Genomic DNA, 19,800 nt, shown 5'->3' on the forward strand with positions numbered 1-19,800 from the left:
ATGGGCGATCGTGTCCCGTTTGGGTGAATCGCCACCCGGTCCCGGCCCGCGCTGTGACGCCCTGCCGCCGCTCCAGGGGAGTTCCGGATACCGGGCGTACCCCCTCCCGTACTCTAGGAACCATGGTTTCTCCTGCCCGTGCTCGTGGCCGCCAGGTCAACCTGGTCCAAGCGCTCGCTCTCCTCATCGCGTTCTTGCTCATCGCCGGCATCGGCGGAGTGCTGACGGCCGGCCTCGTGATGCCCGCCGTCGCGGGCGCGAGCGTGTTCGCCGACGCCACCACGGAGGTCTTCACCGACCTGCCGACGGTGCTCGAGGAGCTGCCGCTGTCGCAGAAGTCGACGGTGCTCGCCAACGACGGCGTCACGGTGCTGGCGACGTTCTACGACGAGAACCGCAACGTGGTCCCGCTCGACCGGATCGCACCCGTGATGCAGGCCGCCGTCGTGGCCACGGAGGACAAGCGCTTCTACGAGCACGGTGGCATCGACCCGACCGGCATGCTCCGCGCGGCCGCGAAGAACACCCTGACCGACGAGCTCGAAGGGGCCTCCACCCTCACCCAGCAGTACGTGAAGAACGTGCTCATCGAGGCCGCCGCGCGCAACGACGACGCCGCGGGGGTCGAGGCGGCCCGCGAGACCGACAGCACCGCCGGGATCAGCCGCAAGCTGCGCGAGGCGAAGCTCGCCATCGCGCTCGAGCAGAAGTACACCAAGGACGAGATCCTCGGGCGCTACCTGAACATCGCGCAGTTCGGCGCCTCGGTCTACGGGGTCGAGGCCGCCGCCCAGCTCTACTTCACCAAGTCCGCCGCGGACCTCAACTACCTCGAGGCCGCCACCCTCGCCGCGGTCACCAAGAGCCCGACCCGCTACGACCCGGTCGTCAACCCGGAGCTCTCCCAGGGCCGCCGGAACGTCGTCCTCGGGCTCATGCTGGGCCAGAAGATCATCACCCAGGCCGAGTACGACGCCGGCATCCTCGTGCCGGTCGCCAACGTGGCCGACGGCGGCTACCTCAACATCCAGGCCACGGGCCTCGGGTGCATGGCCGCGAACGCCGTCGCCAGCTCGGGCTTCTTCTGCGACTACGTCACCAAGGTGATCGCCAGCGACGCCGCGTTCGGCACCGATGCCGAAGCGCGCCAGAAGCTGCTCTACCGCGGCGGCCTGACCATCACCACGACCCTCGACCCGCGGATGCAGCAGATCGCGGACGACCAGGTCAAGGCCGGCATCCCGGTCGAGGACCCGTCCGGGGTCGCCTCCGCGATCTCCGTGGTCGAGCCCGGCACCGGCAAGATCGTCGCGATGGCCCAGAACCGGATCTTCAACCCCACCACCTCCGCCGGGCCGCGAGAGACGTCGGTCAACTACAACACCGACAGTGCGTACGGCTCGTCGAAGGGATTTCCGCCCGGCTCGACGTTCAAGCCGTTCACGCTGGTGCAGTGGCTGAAAGAGGGCCACAGCCTCAACGAGGTCATCGACGCGACGAAGATGAGCTACCCGATGAGCGAGTTCAACTCGCCGTCGTGCCCGAACAAGTTCGTCGGCACGTACCCGTTCGGCAATGCTGAGGGCGGCAAGGGCGTGATGACCGTGGTCGAGGCCACGAAGAAGTCCGTCAACTCCGCGTACATCAAGATGGCGAGCGAGGTCGACCTGTGCGCGATCTTCACGACCGCGAAGTCCCTCGGGGTCCACAGCCCTGACGGCACGGACTACAAGGCCTATCCCGCCAACGTGATCGGGAGCGACTCGATCGCGCCGCTCACCATGGCCGCTGCGTTCGCCTCGTTCGCGGCGAACGGCACCTTCTGCGAACCGATCGCGATCATCAAGGTGGTCGACACGACCGGAGCCGAGCTTCCGGTCCCCGCGAGCAACTGCCGCGAGGCGCTCGAACCGCGCATCGCGGCGGCCGTCACCTCCGGCCTGAGCCACGTGTTCGAGGGCACGGGCAAGGACGTCGGCGCCCTCGACCGGCCCTCCGCGGGCAAGACCGGTACCAGCTCGCACAACGAGCACACCTGGTTCGTCGGCTACACCCCGCAGCTCGCCACGGCCGTCTGGGTCGGCTTCGCCGAGGGGCTCATCCCGGTCCAGAACATGACCGTCAACGGCACGTACATCCGAAACGCCTACGGCTCCACCCTCGCCGGTCCGACCTGGAAGCGGTTCATGAATGCCGCGAGCGAGGGCATGCCCGTCGTGGACTTCCCCGCCGCGGGCACCAACGAGGTCGACGGCGTCAAGGTCGGAATCCCGAACGTGGCCGGCAAGTCCGAGGCGGACGCGCGGGCGATCCTGCGCAACGCTGGCTTCAACGTCAACACCTCCCCCGACCAGGTTCCGTCGACCGCACCCGCCGGCACCGTGGCCTCCACGACGCCGGGCTCCGGCGCCCGGGTGGCCAAGGGCTCGGTGGTGACGCTCGTGCTCTCGAACGGCCAGCCGCCGGCGGCCGCTCCGGCCGACCCCGCTGCCGATCCCAACACGCAGGGCAACAACGGCAAAGACCCCAAGAAGGACGGCTGAGCGCGCGCATGTCCTCGCGCCTGCTGACGGCCGCCGGAACCCTCGCCGCGGCCGGCGTCGCCGCGTTCGCGTGGGCGAGCCTCGTCGAGGTCCGCTGGTACGCGCTGCGCGAGGTCACCGTCCCGGTGCTGCCCCCGGGACAGGACCCGCTGCGGGTGCTGCACCTCTCGGACCTGCACCTGGTGCCCTCGCAGCGGCGCAAGATCGACTGGGTGCGCGACCTCGCCACGTTGCGTCCTGACCTCGTCATCGACACCGGTGACAACATGGCCCACCCGGACGCCCTCGCGCCCCTGCTGCACGCGCTCGAGCCCCTCCTGGACACCCCTGGGGCGTTCGTCATGGGCTCGAACGACTACTACGCGCCGTCGGCCAAGAACCCGGCGCGCTACCTGCTGCCGGACGCGCGCCGCGAGAGCCTCCCCGCGGGCGAGCTCCCGGCAGGCGAGCTCGCCACCGCCCTGTGCGCCGCGGGGTGGCGGGACCTCGACAACCGCCGCGACACGCTGGTCGCGGGCGGTCGTCGGCTCGCGCTGGTCGGTGTCGACGACCCGCACCTCGATCGGGACGCGTTCCCGCCACCTCTCGATCCTCCTTTCGACGGCCCCGACCGGCCCGACGGCGACCACCTGCCCGACGACGCGTCGCCGTCGGGCGTCGATCTGCGGATCGGCGTGGCGCACGCGCCCTACCGGCGGATCCTGGACGAGATGCAGGCCGACGGCGCCGAGCTGATCCTCGCCGGCCACACCCACGGTGGGCAGCTGGCGGTGCCGTTCTACGGCGCGCTGGTGACGAACTGCGATCTGGACACCCGGCGGGCCAAGGGCCTGCACGGCTGGCCGGGCGCGCGACCCGACGAGCCCGGCGGCGCCGACTCGACCTGGATGCACGTCTCCGCGGGCCTCGGCACCTCGCCGTACGCCCCCGTGCGGTTCGCCTGCCGGCCCGAGGCGACGCTCCTGACCCTGGTCGCCCGCTAGGCCCAGATCGCGGCCCGTTTCCTACCATCCCCTTCCGTCGGCTATCCTTACGGCGCTTCATCGGGGTGTGGCGCAGCTTGGTAGCGCGCTTCGTTCGGGACGAAGAGGTCGTGGGTTCGAATCCCGCCACCCCGACGAGCGGAAGGGCCTCTGGCCAGCGGAAACGCTAGGTCAGGGGCCCTTTCTCCGTCTTCGGGCCGGCCACCGGCTCCAGTGACCGGCCCGTTCTCGCAGAACGCGCTAGACGACGCCGAGTGCGAGCATGGCGTTGGCGACGCGCTGGAAGCCCGCGATGTTGGCGCCGAGCACGTAGTTCCCCGGCTCGCCGTACTCCGCAGCCGTCTCCGCACAGCGGTCGTGGATGCCGACCATGATCTGGGAGAGCCGGCCCTCGGTGTGCGCGAAGGTCCACGAGTCACGCGAGGCGTTCTGCTGCATCTCCAGGGCCGAGGTCGCGACCCCGCCCGCGTTGGCGGCCTTGCCGGGGGCGAAGAGCACACCGGCCTCCTGGAGGATCGCCACGGCGTCCGGGGTGGTGGGCATGTTCGCGCCCTCGGCGACGGCGACCACACCCCCGCGCAGGAGCGACTTGGCGTCGTCCCCGGTCAGCTCGTTCTGCGTCGCGCAGGGCAGCGCGACGTCGACCGGCACATCCCAGATTCGACCCGACGTGCCGACGGAAGCCCGCGGCCTCCGGTCGACGTAGTCCGCCACTCGTCCCCGCTGGACCTCCTTGATGTCCTTGAGGAGCTCGAGGTCCACGCCGTCCTCGTCGACGACATAGCCGGAGGAGTCGGAGAACGTCACGACCCGGGCGCCGAGCGCCTGCGCCTTCTCGATCGCGTAGATCGCCACGTTCCCCGACCCGGACACCGCGACCCGTCGGCCGTCGAGCGACTCGCCACGGGACTTGAGCATCTCCTGCGCGAAGAGCACGGTGCCGTAGCCCGTGGCCTCGGTGCGCACGAGGGAGCCTCCCCAGGTGAGGCCCTTGCCGGTCAGGACCGCCGACTCGTACCGGTTGGTGATCCGCTTGTACTGACCGAAGAGATAGCCGATCTCGCGTCCACCGACCCCGATGTCGCCGGCGGGCACATCGGTGTACTCCCCGATGTGCCGGTACAGCTCGGTCATGAAGGACTGGCAGAAGCGCATCACCTCACCGTCGGACCGGCCGTGGGGATCGAAGTCCGAGCCACCCTTGCCGCCCCCGATCGGCATGCCGGTGAGGGCGTTCTTGAAGACCTGCTCGAAGCCCAGGAACTTGACGATCCCGAGGTACACCGACGGGTGGAACCGCAGTCCGCCCTTGAACGGGCCAAGCGCGGAGTTGTACTCGACCCGGAAGCCGCGGTTGATCAGCACCCGGCCGGAATCATCCACCCACGGCACCCGGAAGATGATCTGCCGCTCGGGCTCGCAGATCCGCTCGAGCACAGCGGCGTCCGCATACTGCGGGTTCTTGCGCAGCACCGGTCCGAGGCTGTCGAAGACCTCGCGGACCGCCTGGTGGAACTCGACCTCGCCCGGGTTGCGGCGAAGGACCTGAGCGAAGGTCGCTTCCAGCGCGGTGTCCATAGGTACTCCTTGTTCGCGGTCGCGTTCCGCCGCGTGCCGCACTGTGCGGTGTCACGCACGGCTGCCTGAGCCACCCACTGTGCCACCGGCCGGCGCGGGTCCCGGCGCCGCCCCGGGCTGGTCCCTGCTGGTCCCTGCTGGCCCCCTGCCGGTCCTGGCTGCGGCGATTCGCGCGCGTAGGCTCGCGGGCATGCCGATTCCCGACTTCGTCGTCCAGCTGCGCAGGAGCGTCGGCACCGATCTGCTGTGGATGCCGGGGGTCAGCGCGGTCGTCGTGCACGACGACGGTCGGCTGCTGCTGGGGCGCCGTTCGGACAACGGGCTGTGGGCCGTGGTCAGCGGGATCCTCGAGCCCGGTGAGCAGCCGGCGATCGCCGCGGTGCGCGAGGTGCTCGAGGAGACCGGGATCGTCGCGGTCGTCGAGGGCCTGGCGTCCGTCTCGTCGGACCCGGAGACCGTGGAGTACGAGAACGGCGACCGCGCGCAGTACCTCGACCTGACGTTCCTGTGCCGTGCGGAGGGCGCGGGCGATCCCTGGGTGGGCGACGACGAGTCGACCGCCGTCGGCTGGTTCGCGCCCGACGCGCTGCCCGACACGCTGATGGCGTCGTCCCGCACCCGGATCGCCCACGCCCTGACCTACCGCACGAACCCCCAGAACGGCCCCTGGTTCGCGCGCTGACCCCTCAGACGCGGGCCAGGGCCGGGATCAGCAGCTCCGCCACCTGGACGGCGTTGAGGGCCGCGCCCTTGCGCAGGTTGTCGTTGGTCACGAACAGGGCCAGGCCGCGGCCGTCGGGCACGCCCGGATCCGCCCGCAGGCGACCGACGAAGCTCGGGTCCGCACCGGCGGCCTGCTGCGGGGTGGGCACGTCCGAGAGCTCGACGCCCGGCGCACCGGCGAGCAGCTCCCGGGCACGCTCGACCGACAGCGGCCGGGCGAACTCGGCGTTGATCGACAGCGAGTGCCCGGTGAACACCGGCACGCGCACGCACGTGCCGGAGACCAGCAGGCCGGGCAGGTCGAGGATCTTGCGGCTCTCGTCGCGGAGCTTCTTCTCCTCGTCCGTCTCGAACAGGCCGTCGTCGACGAGGTTGCCGGCCAGCGGCACCACGTTGAACGCGATCGGCGCGACGTACTTGACGGGCGCCGGGAAGGTGAGCGCGCCGCCGTCGTGCACGAGGGCCTCGAGCGGGACGTCGGCGGCGACCACCGCGCGCACCTGGTCGGCGAGCTCCGCGGCGCCGGCGAGCCCGCTGCCGGAGACGGCCTGGTAGGTGCTGACGATGAGCCGGGTCAGGCCGGCCTCGTCGTGCAGCACCTTGAGTACCGGCATCGCGGCCATCGTGGTGCAGTTCGGGTTGGCGATGATGCCCTTGCGCGGCGCGAGGGCCGCGGCGGGGTTGACCTCGGCGACGACGAGCGGGACGTCGGGGTCCATGCGCCACGCCGAGGAGTTGTCGATCACGACGACGCCGGCGGCCGCGAACCGCGGTGCCTGCGCCTTCGAGGTCGCGCCGCCGGCGGAGAACAGCGCGATGTCCAGCCCCGTCGGGTCCGCGAGCGCGGCGTCCTCGACGACGACGTCGGTCCCCTTCCAGGGCAGCGTCGTGCCGGCCGAGCGCGCGGAGGCGAAGAACCGGATCTGCTCGACCGGGAAGTCGCGCTCGGCCAGCAGGCGGCGCATCACGGCACCGACCTGCCCGGTCGCGCCGACGACGCCGACCCGCAGCCCGCGGCCGGGCTCGCTCGCGGCGCTCATCGTCCGGTCCCGCCGTACACGACGGCCTCGGTGTCGGCGTCGTCCAGGTCGAACGCGTGGTGCACGGCGCGCACGGCGTCGTCGAGGTGATCGGCGCGCGTGACCACCGAGATCCGGATCTCCGAGGTGGAGATCATCTCGATGTTGACGCCTGCAGCGCTCAGGGCCGAGAACAGCTTGGCCGAGACGCCCGGGTGCGAGCGCATGCCCGCGCCGATCAGCGAGATCTTGCCGATCGTGTCGTCGTACTGCAGCGAGGCGAAGCCGATCTCGGCCTGGGCGGCCTTGAGCGCGGCGATCGCGTGCTGGCCGTCGGTCGCCGGGAGCGTGAACGAGATGTCCGTCAGGCCCGTCGAGGCGGCCGAGACGTTCTGCACGATCATGTCGATGTTGACCTCGGCACCGGCGACGACCTCGAAGATCCGCGCGGCCTTGCCCGGCACGTCCGGCACGCCGACGACCGTGACCTTGGCCTCGCTCCGGTCGTGCGCGACGCCAGAGATGATCGGCTCTTCCATCGGTTCTGCTCCTTCGATGATCTCGTCCGTGACCAGAGTTCCTTCGCGCCCCGAGAAGGAGGAACGCACGTGCACCGGCACGGCGAACTTGCGCGCGTACTCAACGCACCGCAGCCCGAGCACCTTGGCGCCGCTCGCGGCCATCTCCATCATTTCCTCGTAGCTGATCCGGTCGATCCGCCGCGCGCTGGGCACGATGCGCGGGTCGGCCGTGTAGACGCCGTCGACGTCGGTGTAGATCTCGCAGACGGCCGCGTCCAGGGCGGCGGCGAGCGCGACTGCGGTCGTGTCCGACCCGCCGCGCCCGAGCGTGGTGACGTCGTTCGTGTACTGGGTGACGCCCTGGAAACCGGCCACGATCGCCACCGCGCCCGCGTCGAGCGTCGCGCGGATGCGGCCTGGGCTGACGTCGATGATGCGCGCCTTGCCGTGCGTGGTGTCGGTGATGACGCCGGCCTGCTGGCCCGTGAACGACTGCGCCTCGACGCCGAGGTTCGCGATCGCCATCGCGAGCAGCGACATCGAGATCCGCTCACCGGCGGTGAGGAGGATGTCCATCTCGCGCGACGGCGGCAACGGCGTGATCTGCTCGGCGAGCTCGATGAGCTCGTCGGTGGTGTCCCCCATGGCGGAGACGACGACGACGACCTCGTGACCGGCGCGCTTCGCCTCGACGATCCGCTTCGCGACGCGTTTGATGCTCGACGCGTCCGCGACGGACGAGCCGCCGTACTTCTGCACGATCAGGGTCACGGGACTAGCTCCGGATTCCATCGGTCGGTCGGGTCCGGCGATTCTAGAACGGTCCACCCTTCGGACGCCCGTCCGCTCACATACCGGACCCGCACGCCCCTTCTCCGAACCCACCCCGACCCTGGCCAGCACGCCCGAGTGCGGGCGATCTGCTGCTGCCGCGCGGATTCCAGGGACCGTTAGCCCGCACTCGACGGAATCGGACGGGCGGGTTGGGGGTCCGGGCGGGTGGGGGGTCCGGGCGGGTGGGCCGGAGCGGAGTGGCTGGGGGCGGTCAGGTGAGGATGTCCCAGGCGAGGCGCAGGATCAGGGCGCCCACGACTGCGACGAACACGATCCGGACGAACGCGCTGCCGCGGGCGACGGCCATCCGCGCCCCGAGGTAGGACCCGGCGATGTTGGCCACGCCGATCACCAGCCCGAGCTTCCACATCGTGACGCCCTGCACCGAGAACACGATCAGCGCGCCCAGGTTCGTCGCGGCGTTGACGATCTTCGCGTTCGCGGACGCCTCGAGGAACGCGTAGCCCAGCACCGCGACCAGCGCGATCACCAGGAACGTGCCGGTGCCCGGGCCGAGCAGCCCGTCGTAGAACCCGATCGTGGTGCCGAGCGCGAGCGCGACGACGAGGTGACGCCGGCCCGTCCAGCGCAGGTCGGTCGCCCGTCCCACGCTCGGGCGCGCGACGGTGTACACCGCGACCAGCACCAGCGCGACCAGGATCACCGGCCGGAACACCCCGGGCGGCAGCGCACTCGCCAGGCCCGCCCCACCGGCGGCGCCCCCGAGCGCGGCGAGCGCCATCGGCCCGGCCGTGCGCAGGTCGGGCTGCACCAACCGGTAGTACGTCGCCGCGCTCACCGACGTGCCCATGATCCCGGCGAGCTTGTTGGTCGCGAGCGCCGAGACGGGACTCATCCCGGGCACGAGGAGCAGTGCGGGCAGCTGGATCAGCCCGCCCCCGCCGACGACGGCGTCCACCCAGCCCGCGAGGAAGCCGGCCAGCACGAGCAGCGCAACCGTGCCCGCGGCGAGCTCCAGGCCGCCGGCCGTCATGCGGCGGCGCGGGGAGGGAGGCGGAGGTGCACGGCGCTGGTCTATCACGGGTGCTGGGCGAGCCGGTTACCTGGCGCGACCCGCGCGCGCCTAGGTTCGAGCCATGCCGAACACCCCCGACGACGACACCTCGGCTGCAGACCCGAGTCTTCCCGCCGCCGTTCCATCGGGCGGCCTCTCGCGCGAGCCTGCTGCCGGCGTCGGCGGCACGCTCGGCGGTGGCCTCGACAGCGGGCTCGGCGCTGGGCTCACGGCGACGCTCGGGCAGGGGTCCGGCCTGACCGCGCAGGGTGTGCACCGATCCTTCGGGTCGGTCCGCGCGCTCGCCGGGGTCGACCTCGAGGCGCACGCCGGGGCGGTCACGGCCCTCGTCGGCCCGAACGGGTCGGGCAAGACGACGCTGCTGCTCATCTTCGCCGGGCTGCTCGTGCCCGACGCCGGCCAGGTGCGCGTGGGCGGCGTCGACCCCGTCACCCACCACCAGGCGGCGCGCGCCCGCACCGGCTGGATGCCGGACGTGTTCGGCACCTGGGACTCGCTGACCGCCCGTGAGGTCCTCCTGACGTTCGCCGCCGCGTATCGGCTCACCCGCGAGCGCGCCGAGGCCCGCACGACCGAGCTCCTCGAGACCGTGCACCTCACCGAGTTCGCGGACTTGCCCGCGAGCGTCCTGTCCCGCGGTCAGAAGCAGCGCCTCGGACTGGCCCGCGCGCTCGTGCACGACCCCGACGTGCTGCTGCTCGACGAGCCCGCGAGCGGTCTCGACCCGCGCTCGCGCGTCGATCTGCGGATCCTGCTCCGGCTGCTCGCGTCGCAGGGCAAGACCGTCCTCGTCTCGAGCCACGTGCTCACCGAGCTCGACGAGATGGCCGACGACGCGATCTTCCTCTCGGGCGGCCGGACGGTGCCCGCCGGTACGGTCGCCACCGCCCAGGCGGCTCCGCGGACCTGGCGGCTGCGGGCGCTCTCGCTCGCCGCCCTGGTCGGCTGGCTCACGACCGTCGGGGCGACCTGGCTGCCCGACGACGAACGCGACCCCGCGGCACGCGGCACCGGACCCGGCGACCCGCCGGACGGCCCGGGCGGCGTGCTGCTCCAGGTCGACGGCGAGGCGGGAGCGGCCACCCTGCTGCGCGACGCGGTCGCCGCCGGCGTACCGATCACCTCGCTCGCCCCCGTGGGTGGCGCGCTCGAGCAGGCCTACCTGGCCCTGGAGGAGGAGCGCCGATGAGCACCGACCTGAGCACCCCGGTCGCCCCCGCCCCCGAACCCGACCCGACGCCGTCGGGCATCGCGCCGGAGCGCGGCACCTGGGCGCTGTCGTGGCACGGGGTGCGGACCGTGGCCGTGCTCGACCTGCGCCAGCGGGTGCGCTCGACGCGGTGGATGGCCGCGCTCGTGGTGTGGTTCGTGGTGGTCGGGGCGGTGACCTGGTTGACGTGGGTGGCCACGGACGCCGCGTTCGGCTCGAGCCGGGACTACGGCAGCACGTCGTCGCAGGTCGGACCCACCATCGCCGGCCCGGCCGGGCCCACGGTCTTCGGCCTCATCGTGTTCTTCGTGCTGTTTCTCGGGCTGCTGGTGTCCCCGACGCTCAGCGCCACCGCCATCAACGGGGACCGCAACGCCGGGACGCTCGCGACCCTGCAGGTCACGCTGCTCACGCCCGCGGAGATCGCCGTCGGCAAGCTGGGCGCGTCCTGGGTGGCCGCGCTCGCGTTCCTCGTGGTGAGCGTGCCGTTCCTCATCCTCGCGCTCACCGCGGGCGGGACGCCGGTGCTGTCGGTGGTGGTGTGCCTGCTGGTGCTCGCCCTGCTGCTCGCGGTCGTCTGCGCGATCGGGCTCGGCTTCTCCGCGCTCACCGCACGCACGTCCGGCTCCGCGGTGCTCACGTACGTGACGGTGGCGGGGCTCTCGGTGATCAGCCCGATGGTGTTCGGTCTGACGGTCCCCGCGATCACGACTGCGGAACCGGTGCGCGTGTGGAACGTGCCCGCGGACTTCGACTGGTACGCGGGCGAGCCCCCGACCTGCGAGCTGACCACCCAGTCGATGACGCGCACGCACACCGAACGGACCTGGTGGCTGCTGGCCGTCAACCCGTTCGTCATCGTGGCCGACGCCGCTCCGGGCGCCCGTAGCGGCACCTCAGGCTCCGGCTTCGACGTGCTCGGGGGCATCCGCGAGCTGGTGCGCGACGCCCGGACCGGTCCGCCGACGGAGATCAACTACTGCGAGGGCCGGTTCGGCACCGGCGGCGCGGACTCGCCGGTGGCGCAGCGCGAGCCGGACCGCAGCGTGGTGTGGCCATGGGGCCTGGCGGTGAACCTGCTGCTCGGCGCGGCCGGGCTGGCGACCGCCGTCCGGCGGCTCACGATCCCGCAGCGGACGCTGCCGCGGGGTACCCGGGTGGCCTGAGCGGTATCGAGCTCACGCCTGCAACGCGTCGTACTCCGCCTCGGCCGCGACGTCGTCGTCCACGTCGAGGCGCAGGTGACCGAGCACGACCTGCAGGACGCGCAGCACGCTCGACGCGCGCTCGCCCCAGCCCGACAGGTAGGAGAACTGCCACCACCACAGGGACTCCAGGACGCGGCCCTCTTCGAAGTGGCTCAGGCCCTGCGCGACGGCGCCGACGATCGAGACCAGGTCGCCGGACAACGAGCTCGTCTCGACCTCCGGCCCGAGGATCGGGTCGACGACGGCGACGTACTCGTCGAGGCCTTCCAGCACGTTGGCGAGCGCGATCCGCAGCGCGTCGACGTCCGGCTCGGGACCGATGTCGGGCTCGAAGCGCTCCGGCGGCACGACGTCGAGCATCGCGCCCAGGCGCGCGCCGGCCGACAGCAGGTCGGAGACGGCGAGCAGCAGCAGCGGGATCCCGGCGTCCGGGTTCGCGCCGGAGGCCACCTCGGTCACCGTGCTGAGGAAGCCGCGGCTCTCCTCGGCCATGGTGCGCGCCACCGAGAGCAGGTCGGCGGCCTCGGCGGCCACCGCGGGGTCGACCGCGTCGGGCCGATCGGCTGCCGCATCGCTCGCGTGCGTCGGGGTGTCAGGCATTGATCCGTCGCCTCCCTTCGAAGGCGCGACCGAGGGTCACCTCGTCCGCATATTCCAGGTCCCCGCCGACCGGCAGGCCCGAGGCGAGCCGGCTGACCGTCAGGCCGAGCGGCACGAGCATCCGCGCCAGGTAGGTCGAGGTGGCCTCACCCTCGACGTTCGGGTCGGTCGCGAGGATGACCTCGGTGACCTCGCCGCTCGCGAGCCGCGTGAGCAGCTCCTTGATCCGCAGGTCGTCAGGGCCGACGCCGGCGATCGGATTGATGGCCCCGCCGAGCACGTGGTACCGGCCGCGGAACTCGCGGGTGCGCTCGACCGCCACGACGTCCTTGGGCTCCTCGACGACGCAGATCACCGTCGCCGACCGACGCGGGTCGCGGCAGATGCGGCACTGGTCCTCCTGCGTGACGTTCCCGCAGATGTCGCAGAACCGCACGCGCGCCTTGACCTCGATCAGCGCGTCGACCAGCCGACGCACGTCCGTGGGGTCGGCCGACAGCAGGTGGAACGCGATCCGTTGCGCGCTCTTGGGACCGACGCCGGGCAGTCGCCCGAGCTCGTCGATCAGGTCTTGAACCGCGCCTTCATACACCCGACCAGCCTACGGCGTCGGACCCACACCACGGCCCGGCCCCACCCCGGTCGGCGCGGCGGGTCGGTGCGGGCGGGTCCGCGCGGGCGGGTCCGCGCGAGCAGGTCGCGTGGGCAGTCGCGCGGGCAGTCGACGCGGTCAATCGACGCGAGCAGCTCAGACCGCGTCGCCGACCTGCTCCTCGATCACCGTGCCGCCGAGCATCTGCGCGACCAGCCGCGGGCCGGACAGGTTCGACGTGGCGATGTCGGGGTCGTCCGGCTCCGGGGAGTCCTCCACGGCGGCCGGCCTCGCCGCGGCCGCGCGCAACGCGGCGGCGTGCGCGTGCTGCCCCGACTCGCGAGCGCTGACGGTCCGGGCGTCGTCGCGCGCGGGTTCGACCGCCTCGATGTCGTCGGGCGGCTCGACGTCGGACCACGACGCCTCGGCGCGCGCCCGGTCGGCCACCTGCGGGGACCGGGTGCTGGAGGTGGGCGCGGGCGCGTCAGCGGGGCGGGTCGACGACGCCGTCGGCCCCGGAGCGGCGGCCCCCGCCTCGGCGAGCACCCCCTCGACCCGTACGTCGAAGCCGAGCGTCTCGCGCACCGCGCGCTGCACCATCTCGGCGTGCACCCCGGACCGGAACGCGGTCGCCAGGCCCGGCGAGGTGAACGTCAGCGTGAGCGTCGTGGAGGTGAGCTCGCCGACGTGGGCGTTCTGGCTCACGAGCGCCCAGGTCGCCTTCTTCAGGCGGTTGAGCGTGGCGAGCACCTCGTCCCACCGGCGCCGCAGCACCTCGGTCTCCACCCCGGCGGCGGGTGCGGGCGGCTCCGCGGGAGCGCGAGTCACCGTCGGCACGGCATCCGCCACGCGAGGAGCCTGGACGACGGCGACCGGCGCGGGGGCTTGGGCTGGGGCTGGGGCTGGGGGCGTTGCGGGCGCAGCCGTTGCCGGTGCCGGCGTCGCGGGCACGACCGACGCCGGTTCCGCCACGGGCGGGGCCTGGACGACGCCGGCCGGCTGGGCGTCGTCGGGCATCGCGTCGTCGCGCATCGGGGCACCAGGCGCCGAGGCGCCGGGCATCACGTCGTCGCGCGTCGGGACAGAACGCGTCGGTGCAGCGCGCGTCGGGACAGCCGGCGTCGCGGGGGCCACGGCAACCGCCGCGCGCTCCTCAGCAGGCGCCGGCAGCGCGGCGACGGCCGCTCGGGGCTGGCGATCCTGGCGCTCGAGGCGGTCCAGTCGCGCGGCGTAGCCCGCCGCACCGTCGTCGGCCGCGGGCAGGAGCAGGCGCGCGATCAGGAGCTCGAGGTGCAGGCGCGGGGACGTCGCGCCGGTCATCTCGCTGAGCGCCGCGTTGACGAGGTCCGCCGCGCGGGACAGCTCGGCGGCCCCGAGATGGTCGGCCTGCGCGCGCATGAGGGCGAACTGGTCGGCCGGCACGTCGCGCAGCGCCGCCTTCGCCGACTCCCCCGACGCGGCGATCACGATCAGGTCGCGGAGCCGCTCGAGCAGGTCCTCCACGAACCGGCGGGGCTCGTGCCCGGTCGAGATGACCCGGTCGACCACCCGGAACGCGCTCCCGCCGTCGTGCGCGGCGACCGCACCCACCACGTCGTCGAGCAGCGCGGCGTGCGTGTACCCGAGCAGGGCCACGGCTCGCTCATAGTCGATCCCGGCCTCGTCCGCGCCGGCGACCAGCTGGTCGAGCACCGACAGCGAGTCGCGCACCGAACCGGCTCCCGCGCGCACCACGAGCGGCAGCACCCCGGCGCCCACGTGCGCGCCCTCGGCGGTGCACAGCTGCTCGAGGTACCCGGTCAGGATGTCCGGCGGCACGAGCCGGAACGGGTAGTGGTGCGTGCGCGAGCGGATCGTCCCGATCACCTTGTCGGGTTCCGTCGTCGCGAAGATGAACATCACGTGCTCGGGCGGCTCCTCGACGATCTTGAGCAGCGCGTTGAAGCCCTGCGGCGTGACCATGTGGGCCTCGTCGAGGATGAAGATCTTGAACCGGTCGCGCGCCGGGGCGAACGTCGCTCGCTCGCGCAGGTCCCGCGCGTCGTCGACCCCACCGTGGCTGGCCGCGTCGATCTCGACGACGTCGAGCGATCCGGGTCCGCCGCGCGCCAACTCACGGCAGGACGGGCACACCCCGCAGGGCACCGCCGTCGGGCCCTGCTCGCAGTTCAGGCAGCGCGCCAGGATCCGGGCCGACGTCGTCTTGCCGCACCCGCGCGGGCCGCTGAACAGGTAGGCGTGGTTGATGCGCCCCGTGCGCAGCGCCTGCATCAGGGGCTCGGTCACGTGCTCCTGACCGATCACCTCGGCGAAGTTCTCGGGCCGGTAGCGGCGGTACAGGGCTGTCGTCACCCCACGAACTGTAGGCGTCGAGGCCCCGGGGGGTCACGCGCACGGCCGGCGGCCTCGCGGACCGCCGTCGAACCCCCACCAGGCAGCAGGCGCCCGCCCCGCCGGGCCGCCGATCGACCGGCCCGTGGGCGGTGGCACGCCGAGCGGGCGGCGAATGGTAACTTCAAGGCCTTCTCCCCGGTAGGAACTGGAGCATCCCGTGAACCGCCCCGTCGCCACCCAGCACCGCGCGCTCGTTCTGCGCGTCATGCCCGGTGCGCGGTCCGCGCTCATGTGTTGTCGCACCATCCTGCTCTGAGTCCTGGCGACTCGCGCAGCTCCGGTCCCGGCGGACCCCCAGCACCACCGCTCCCTCTTCGACGCACGCGCCGCATCGGCGCACCCTCGGTGAGCGTTGCGCCGCCTGCTGCTCCTGACCCGCCGACGGACCGAACCCCACGCCACCGGTCATGCACCTGGGCCGGTCTGTCCCGCCCCTCACCACCCTTTCGGAAGGCATTGCCATGAAGCGCAGACTCACCGCCCTGATCGCCACGATCGCCCTCACCGCCACCGTGTCCGCGTGCTCCGGCTCCGCCGCAACCGAAGGGTCCGCGAACGAGACCGCCGACCCGGCCAACCCGGTCACGGTGACGATCGGCGTCACCGACGAGTCCAAGGACTACTGGGACACGTTCACCGACCTCGCCAAGGACGAAGGCATCGAGGTCGAGCTGGTCAACTTCACCGACTACCAGCAGCCGAACCCGATCGTCAGCCAGGGCGAGCTCGACCTCAACCAGTTCCAGCACCTGCTGTTCCTCGCCAACTACAACGTCTCGGCGGGCGAGGACCTGGTCGCCATCGGCGCGACGATGATCTACCAGCTCGGCCTGTACACCGACAAGGGCTACACCGAGCCGGCGGACATCCCGGACGGCGCCGAGATCGCCATCCCGAACGACCCGACCAACCAGGCCCGCGCGCTGCTCGTGCTCCAGTCGGCCGACCTGATCTCGCTGAAGGACGGCGGCAACGCGCTGTCGACGCCGGCCGACATCGACGAGGCCGCCTCGCGGGTCACCGTCGTCCCGGTCGACGCCAACCAGACGACCGTCCAGCTCAAGACGCTCGACGGCGCCATCATCAACAACAACTTCGCCGCCGACGCCGGGATCGACCCGACGACGGCGATCTACTCGGACCTCGAGGACACCTCGGCGGCCGAGCCGTACATCAACGTGTTCGCCACCCGGGCGAAGGACGCCGAGAACCCGGTGTACGCCAAGCTCGTCGAGATCTACCACGAGGCCACCGTGACCGACGCGGTGCTGGCCGAGTCCAAGGGCACCGCGGTCGTCCAGAACCAGACGCCCGCCGAGCTCGAGGCGATCCTCACCGGGCTCCAGGACGACGTCACGGCCGCCAAGGGCTGATCCGCCCGCACCCCGCGCACGCGTCCCGGGTTCCTGCCACCGCAGGGACCCGGGACGCGTCACCGCACGACCCGAGAAGGACGGTTCGAGACATGAGCGCGATGGTCTGTCTGCAGCACGTGACCAAGGAGTTCACCGCCGGGAAGCAGACGGTGCGTGCGGTCGACGACGTCTCGCTCGAGATCGAGCGCGGGGAGATCTTCGGCGTCATCGGGTACTCGGGCGCCGGCAAGAGCACGCTCGTGCGCCTGATCAACGCGCTCGAGAGCCCCACCAGCGGGACCGTCGTGATCGACGGCGAGACGATCACCGGCCGCACCGAACGCCAGCTGCGCCCCGTGCGCGCGCGGATCGGCTTCATCTTCCAGCAGTTCAACCTGCTCGGCTCGCGCACCGTCGCCGGCAACGTCGCCTACCCGCTGCGGGTCGCGCGCTGGCCGAAGGAGCGCCGCGAGGCCCGCGTGGCCGAGCTGCTCGAGTTCGTCGGGCTGTCCGACAAGGCCCGCCAGTACCCCGACCAGCTCTCCGGCGGGCAGAAGCAGCGCGTCGGCATCGCCCGCGCGCTGGCCACCTCCCCCGGGCTGCTGCTCGCCGACGAGGCCACCAGCGCACTCGACCCCGAGACCACCCGGGACGTGCTCGACCTGCTGCGCCGGGTGAACACCGAGCTCGGCGTCACGATCGTCGTGATCAGCCACGAGATGTCGGTGGTCAGCTACCTGTGCGACCGGGTCGCGGTCATGGAGGCCGGCAAGGTGGTCGAGGAGGGCGACGTCTACACGATCTTCTCGTCCCCGCAGCAGCCGGTCACGCGCCGGTTCATCGCGACCGCGCTGCACGACCGGCCCGGGCCCGACGTCGTCCAACGCCTGCGCGAGCGGCACCGCGGCCGGATCGTCACCTTCGGGGTGCGCGACGGCCACGGCTCCGGCACCTTCCTCTCGGAGCAGTTCCGGGCGCACCGGGTGGACGGGTCGATCGTGTACGGCGGGATCACGGACATCGGGGCGAAGCCGCTCGGCTCGCTCACCTTCGAGCTCGTGGGCACCGAGGTCGACGTCGACGCGCTCCTGGTGACCATGCGTGAGCACACGGACGTGGTCGAGTACGGCGGGCCGCTCACCCCGACCGACACCACGGTCGACGAGGCCACGGCCGACGCCGCCACCGACGACGACGCCCGCGTGGAGGTGGCCCGATGACCGGGACCGAGATGCTGCCCCTGCTCTGGACCGCCATCGGCCAGACCCTGACCATGGTGGTCTCGACGCTCGCGATCGGTGGGCTCGCGGGGCTGGCGCTCGGCGTCGCGCTGTACACGACCCGCCCGGGCAACCTGCTCGAGAACAAGCCGGTCTCCACCGTGCTGAACGCGATCGTCAACGTCGTCCGGCCGATCCCGTTCATCATCTTCATCACCGCCGTCCAGCCGCTGACGATCCAGGTCACCGGCGCCAGCTACGGCACGGCGTCGGTGATCTTCCCGCTCGCGATCATGGCGACGTTCGGCACGTCCCGGATCGTCGAGCAGAACCTCGTCTCGCTGGACCCCGGCCTGATCGAGGCCGCCCGCGCGATGGGCGCCGGCCCGCTGCGGATCATCGGCACCGTGATCGTGCGCGAGGCGCTCGGCCCGCTGATCCTCGGGTTCACCTTCCTGTTCGTGGCGATCACGGACATGTCCGCGATGGCCGGGGCGGTCTCCGGCGGCGGGCTCGGTGACTTCGCGCTCACGTACGGCTACCAGCGCTACGACTACGTGGTCACCTGGGTCGCCGTCGGCGTGATCGTCGTCATCGTCCAGCTGGCCCAGCTCCTCGGCAACCGCCTAGCCGCCCGCGTCCTCCACCACTAACCCCCCACCCCCGCCCCCCGCCCCCGCCCCCGCCGAGATAGTCCATCTCTGCCGAGATAGCGCATCGAAACAGACGATCTCGGCAGAGATGGACTATGTCGACCTCCCGATCGGGACGAGTCGGCCGGTCCGTCCTCTGAGCGGGGGCGGCCCGACCCCAGGCGGCTGAGGTGATGGGGGTGCCCCGTGGCGGTGTGCGACACCTTCCGGAGACGCGCGATCCGAGAGCACCGTAGGCGCATGCCAGCTCCGCCACCTCGCACACCCGCCGCCCTGCCCGCCGTGCTGCTCGCGCGCGAGCTTGCACCCGCGAGCGTTCGCTTGCGCACACGTTCGGGTGAGCTCGAGCGCGTCCGTCCCGGCGCCTATCGCCAAGTGATGCCTGCCCGCCAGGTGACGCCTGCCGCCGGTGCCGCACCCGAACCCGCACCGGCACCCGTCCCCGCTGCCGCAGCTGCGCGGGACCTCGCGCTCGCCCGGATCGCCGCGGTCAGCCGCCAGCTGCGCACGCCGTTCTGGTTCAGTCACGAGTCCGCGGCCCTCATCTGGGGGTGTCCGCTGTGGACGGCACCGGCGACGACCCACATCATCCAGACGGTCCAACCGAGCGACCACGGCGAGCGTTCGCTCACACGTCACGCCATGGCCCTTGTCCCGGCTGACCGCCGGGTGCTGCGCGGAGTGCCTGTGACCTCGCTCGAGCGCACCGTCGTCGACTGCCTCCGGCAGCTCGCGCCACGCGACGCCCTGGTGCTCGCAGACGGCGCGCTCCGCCTCGGCGCCGATGCCGAGGCACTGCGGGCCAGGGTCGACGCGCTTGCCGGCGGACGCGGCGTCGTCGGCGCCCGGACTGTCCTCGACCACGCCGACGGGCGGGCGGAGTCACCGTGGGAGACGTTCGTCCGCTACCTCTTGCTGCGGCACGGCCTGCCGCGGCCAGAGCTGCAGATCCCGATCCATACCCGGCTCGGATGGTTCCGCGCGGACCTCGGCTGGCTCGCGTTCAAGCTCCTCATCGAGGTCGACGGCTTCGTCAAGTACTCCACGAGCGACGACCCGGCGCGGGTCGTGTTCGAGGAGAAGCGACGCCACGACGCGATCGTGGAAGAGGGCTGGGGCATCCTGCGCGTCACGGCGGCCGACGCCAGACGCGAGCGGGAGCTCATCGGCCGCGTCTGCGCCCGTCTACCACCCGCAGCCACAGCCCACCTCACCCCGGTCCGCGGCTGGTGATCCTGAGCCGGCGAGATAGTCCATCCGTGCCGAAACAGTCCGTCTCGATGGACTATCTCGACCGAGATGGACTATCTCGGAGGTGCCGTTGCGGGGCG

Annotated in this window: 16 protein-coding genes and 1 tRNA gene; 10 read left to right on the top strand and 7 right to left on the bottom strand. The window is 72.1% G+C overall.

Going from position 1 to position 19,800, the window contains the following annotated elements; all coding sequences use genetic code 11:
• Window positions 1-122: 122 nt before the first annotated feature.
• The 3 genes from EUA98_RS12685 to EUA98_RS12695 all read left to right on the top strand — a co-directional run bounded on the left by EUA98_RS12685 (window position 123) and on the right by EUA98_RS12695 (window position 3,661).
• The gene (locus tag EUA98_RS12685; protein ID WP_130103061.1) at window positions 123-2,543 is read left to right on the top strand and encodes a penicillin-binding protein; all 2,421 of its coding nucleotides are present in this window, start codon (window positions 123-125) and stop codon (window positions 2,541-2,543) included.
• An 8-nt stretch (window positions 2,544-2,551) separates the two neighbouring features.
• On the top strand, window positions 2,552-3,526 hold the full coding sequence (locus tag EUA98_RS12690) for a metallophosphoesterase (protein ID WP_130103062.1): 975 nt from the start codon (window positions 2,552-2,554) through the stop codon (window positions 3,524-3,526).
• Window positions 3,527-3,587: 61 nt separating this feature from the next.
• A tRNA-Pro gene (locus tag EUA98_RS12695) sits at window positions 3,588-3,661 on the top strand.
• Window positions 3,662-3,766: 105 nt separating this feature from the next.
• Here the strand turns inward: EUA98_RS12695 and gdhA are convergent.
• On the bottom strand, window positions 3,767-5,104 hold the full coding sequence (gene gdhA, locus EUA98_RS12700) for an NADP-specific glutamate dehydrogenase (RefSeq protein ID WP_130103063.1): 1,338 nt from the start codon (window positions 5,102-5,104) through the stop codon (window positions 3,767-3,769).
• 190 nt (window positions 5,105-5,294) lie between these two features.
• Between gdhA and EUA98_RS12705 the strand changes: the two genes are divergently transcribed.
• Window positions 5,295-5,786, top strand: a complete 492-nt coding sequence (locus tag EUA98_RS12705; protein ID WP_130103064.1) for an NUDIX hydrolase — start codon at window positions 5,295-5,297, stop codon at window positions 5,784-5,786.
• Window positions 5,787-5,790: 4 nt separating this feature from the next.
• Here EUA98_RS12705 and EUA98_RS12710 read toward each other — a convergent pair whose 3' ends face one another.
• From EUA98_RS12710 to EUA98_RS12720, 3 genes are all read right to left on the bottom strand, one after another.
• Window positions 5,791-6,867, bottom strand: a complete 1,077-nt coding sequence (locus EUA98_RS12710) for an aspartate-semialdehyde dehydrogenase (RefSeq protein ID WP_130103065.1) — start codon at window positions 6,865-6,867, stop codon at window positions 5,791-5,793.
• On the bottom strand, window positions 6,864-8,138 hold the full coding sequence (locus EUA98_RS12715; RefSeq protein WP_130103066.1) for an aspartate kinase: 1,275 nt from the start codon (window positions 8,136-8,138) through the stop codon (window positions 6,864-6,866). The genes EUA98_RS12710 and EUA98_RS12715 overlap by 4 nt, the downstream gene beginning before the upstream one ends.
• 274 nt (window positions 8,139-8,412) lie before the next feature.
• Window positions 8,413-9,195, bottom strand: a complete 783-nt coding sequence (locus tag EUA98_RS12720; RefSeq protein ID WP_130103067.1) for a TSUP family transporter — start codon at window positions 9,193-9,195, stop codon at window positions 8,413-8,415.
• Between the two features lie 103 nt (window positions 9,196-9,298).
• Here EUA98_RS12720 and EUA98_RS12725 point away from each other — a divergent pair, with 103 nt between their 5' ends.
• Both EUA98_RS12725 and EUA98_RS12730 read left to right on the top strand, forming a co-directional pair.
• Window positions 9,299-10,426, top strand: coding sequence for an ABC transporter ATP-binding protein (locus EUA98_RS12725; protein WP_130103068.1), 1,128 nt, complete (start codon window positions 9,299-9,301; stop codon window positions 10,424-10,426).
• A complete protein-coding gene (locus EUA98_RS12730) occupies window positions 10,423-11,613 on the top strand; it encodes an ABC transporter permease (protein ID WP_242511467.1) in 1,191 nt (396 codons plus the stop codon). The genes EUA98_RS12725 and EUA98_RS12730 overlap by 4 nt, the downstream gene beginning before the upstream one ends.
• Window positions 11,614-11,625: 12 nt before the next feature.
• Here the strand turns inward: EUA98_RS12730 and EUA98_RS12735 are convergent, their stop codons facing one another.
• The 3 genes from EUA98_RS12735 to EUA98_RS12745 form a co-directional block, all read right to left on the bottom strand.
• Window positions 11,626-12,255 (bottom strand): DUF5063 domain-containing protein, encoded by a 630-nt coding sequence (locus tag EUA98_RS12735; protein WP_130103069.1) that lies wholly within the window; start codon window positions 12,253-12,255, stop codon window positions 11,626-11,628.
• Window positions 12,248-12,847, bottom strand: coding sequence for a recombination mediator RecR (recR, locus tag EUA98_RS12740; RefSeq protein WP_130103070.1), 600 nt, complete (start codon window positions 12,845-12,847; stop codon window positions 12,248-12,250). The genes EUA98_RS12735 and recR overlap by 8 nt, the downstream gene beginning before the upstream one ends.
• 156 nt (window positions 12,848-13,003) lie before the next feature.
• Window positions 13,004-15,199, bottom strand: a complete 2,196-nt coding sequence (locus tag EUA98_RS12745) for a DNA polymerase III subunit gamma and tau (RefSeq protein WP_130103071.1) — start codon at window positions 15,197-15,199, stop codon at window positions 13,004-13,006.
• Window positions 15,200-15,702: 503 nt separating this feature from the next.
• On the opposite strand from EUA98_RS12745, the gene EUA98_RS12750 reads away from it, so the two are divergent.
• The 4 genes from EUA98_RS12750 (at window position 15,703) to EUA98_RS12765 (ending at window position 19,702) form a co-directional block, all read left to right on the top strand.
• Window positions 15,703-16,614 carry a MetQ/NlpA family ABC transporter substrate-binding protein gene (locus EUA98_RS12750; RefSeq protein ID WP_130103072.1) on the top strand — a complete coding sequence of 304 codons (912 nt, stop codon included), beginning with the start codon at window positions 15,703-15,705 and terminating at the stop codon, window positions 16,612-16,614.
• 92 nt (window positions 16,615-16,706) lie between these two features.
• Complete coding sequence (locus EUA98_RS12755; RefSeq protein WP_130103073.1) at window positions 16,707-17,816, top strand: methionine ABC transporter ATP-binding protein; 1,110 nt, start codon at window positions 16,707-16,709, stop codon at window positions 17,814-17,816.
• The gene (locus EUA98_RS12760; RefSeq protein ID WP_130103074.1) at window positions 17,813-18,469 is read left to right on the top strand and encodes a methionine ABC transporter permease; all 657 of its coding nucleotides are present in this window, start codon (window positions 17,813-17,815) and stop codon (window positions 18,467-18,469) included. Before EUA98_RS12755 ends, EUA98_RS12760 begins: the two co-directional genes overlap by 4 nt.
• Window positions 18,470-18,709: 240 nt before the next feature.
• Window positions 18,710-19,702, top strand: a complete 993-nt coding sequence (locus EUA98_RS12765) for a hypothetical protein (RefSeq protein WP_130103075.1) — start codon at window positions 18,710-18,712, stop codon at window positions 19,700-19,702.
• Window positions 19,703-19,800 lie beyond the last annotated feature (98 nt).

It is taken from the genome of Pengzhenrongella frigida (genome assembly GCF_004168625.1).
In the GTDB taxonomy this organism is placed as follows: Bacteria; Actinomycetota; Actinomycetes; order Actinomycetales; family Cellulomonadaceae; genus Pengzhenrongella; species Pengzhenrongella frigida.

Excerpts from the sequence above, each read along its gene's own strand:
- EUA98_RS12685 (WP_130103061.1), top strand. The coding sequence starts at position 123 with ATGGTTTCTCCTGCCCGTGCTCGTGGCCGCCAGGTCAACCTGGTCCAA.
- EUA98_RS12690 (WP_130103062.1), top strand. The coding sequence starts at position 2,552 with ATGTCCTCGCGCCTGCTGACGGCCGCCGGAACCCTCGCCGCGGCCGGC.
- gdhA (WP_130103063.1), bottom strand. The coding sequence starts at position 5,104 with ATGGACACCGCGCTGGAAGCGACCTTCGCTCAGGTCCTTCGCCGCAAC.
- EUA98_RS12705 (WP_130103064.1), top strand. The coding sequence starts at position 5,295 with ATGCCGATTCCCGACTTCGTCGTCCAGCTGCGCAGGAGCGTCGGCACC.
- EUA98_RS12710 (WP_130103065.1), bottom strand. The coding sequence starts at position 6,867 with ATGAGCGCCGCGAGCGAGCCCGGCCGCGGGCTGCGGGTCGGCGTCGTC.
- EUA98_RS12720 (WP_130103067.1), bottom strand. The coding sequence starts at position 9,195 with ATGACGGCCGGCGGCCTGGAGCTCGCCGCGGGCACGGTTGCGCTGCTC.
- EUA98_RS12725 (WP_130103068.1), top strand. The coding sequence starts at position 9,299 with ATGCCGAACACCCCCGACGACGACACCTCGGCTGCAGACCCGAGTCTT.
- EUA98_RS12730 (WP_242511467.1), top strand. The coding sequence starts at position 10,423 with ATGAGCACCGACCTGAGCACCCCGGTCGCCCCCGCCCCCGAACCCGAC.
- EUA98_RS12735 (WP_130103069.1), bottom strand. The coding sequence starts at position 12,255 with ATGCCTGACACCCCGACGCACGCGAGCGATGCGGCAGCCGATCGGCCC.
- EUA98_RS12750 (WP_130103072.1), top strand. The coding sequence starts at position 15,703 with ATGAAGCGCAGACTCACCGCCCTGATCGCCACGATCGCCCTCACCGCC.
- EUA98_RS12755 (WP_130103073.1), top strand. The coding sequence starts at position 16,707 with ATGAGCGCGATGGTCTGTCTGCAGCACGTGACCAAGGAGTTCACCGCC.
- EUA98_RS12760 (WP_130103074.1), top strand. The coding sequence starts at position 17,813 with ATGACCGGGACCGAGATGCTGCCCCTGCTCTGGACCGCCATCGGCCAG.
- EUA98_RS12765 (WP_130103075.1), top strand. The coding sequence starts at position 18,710 with ATGCCAGCTCCGCCACCTCGCACACCCGCCGCCCTGCCCGCCGTGCTG.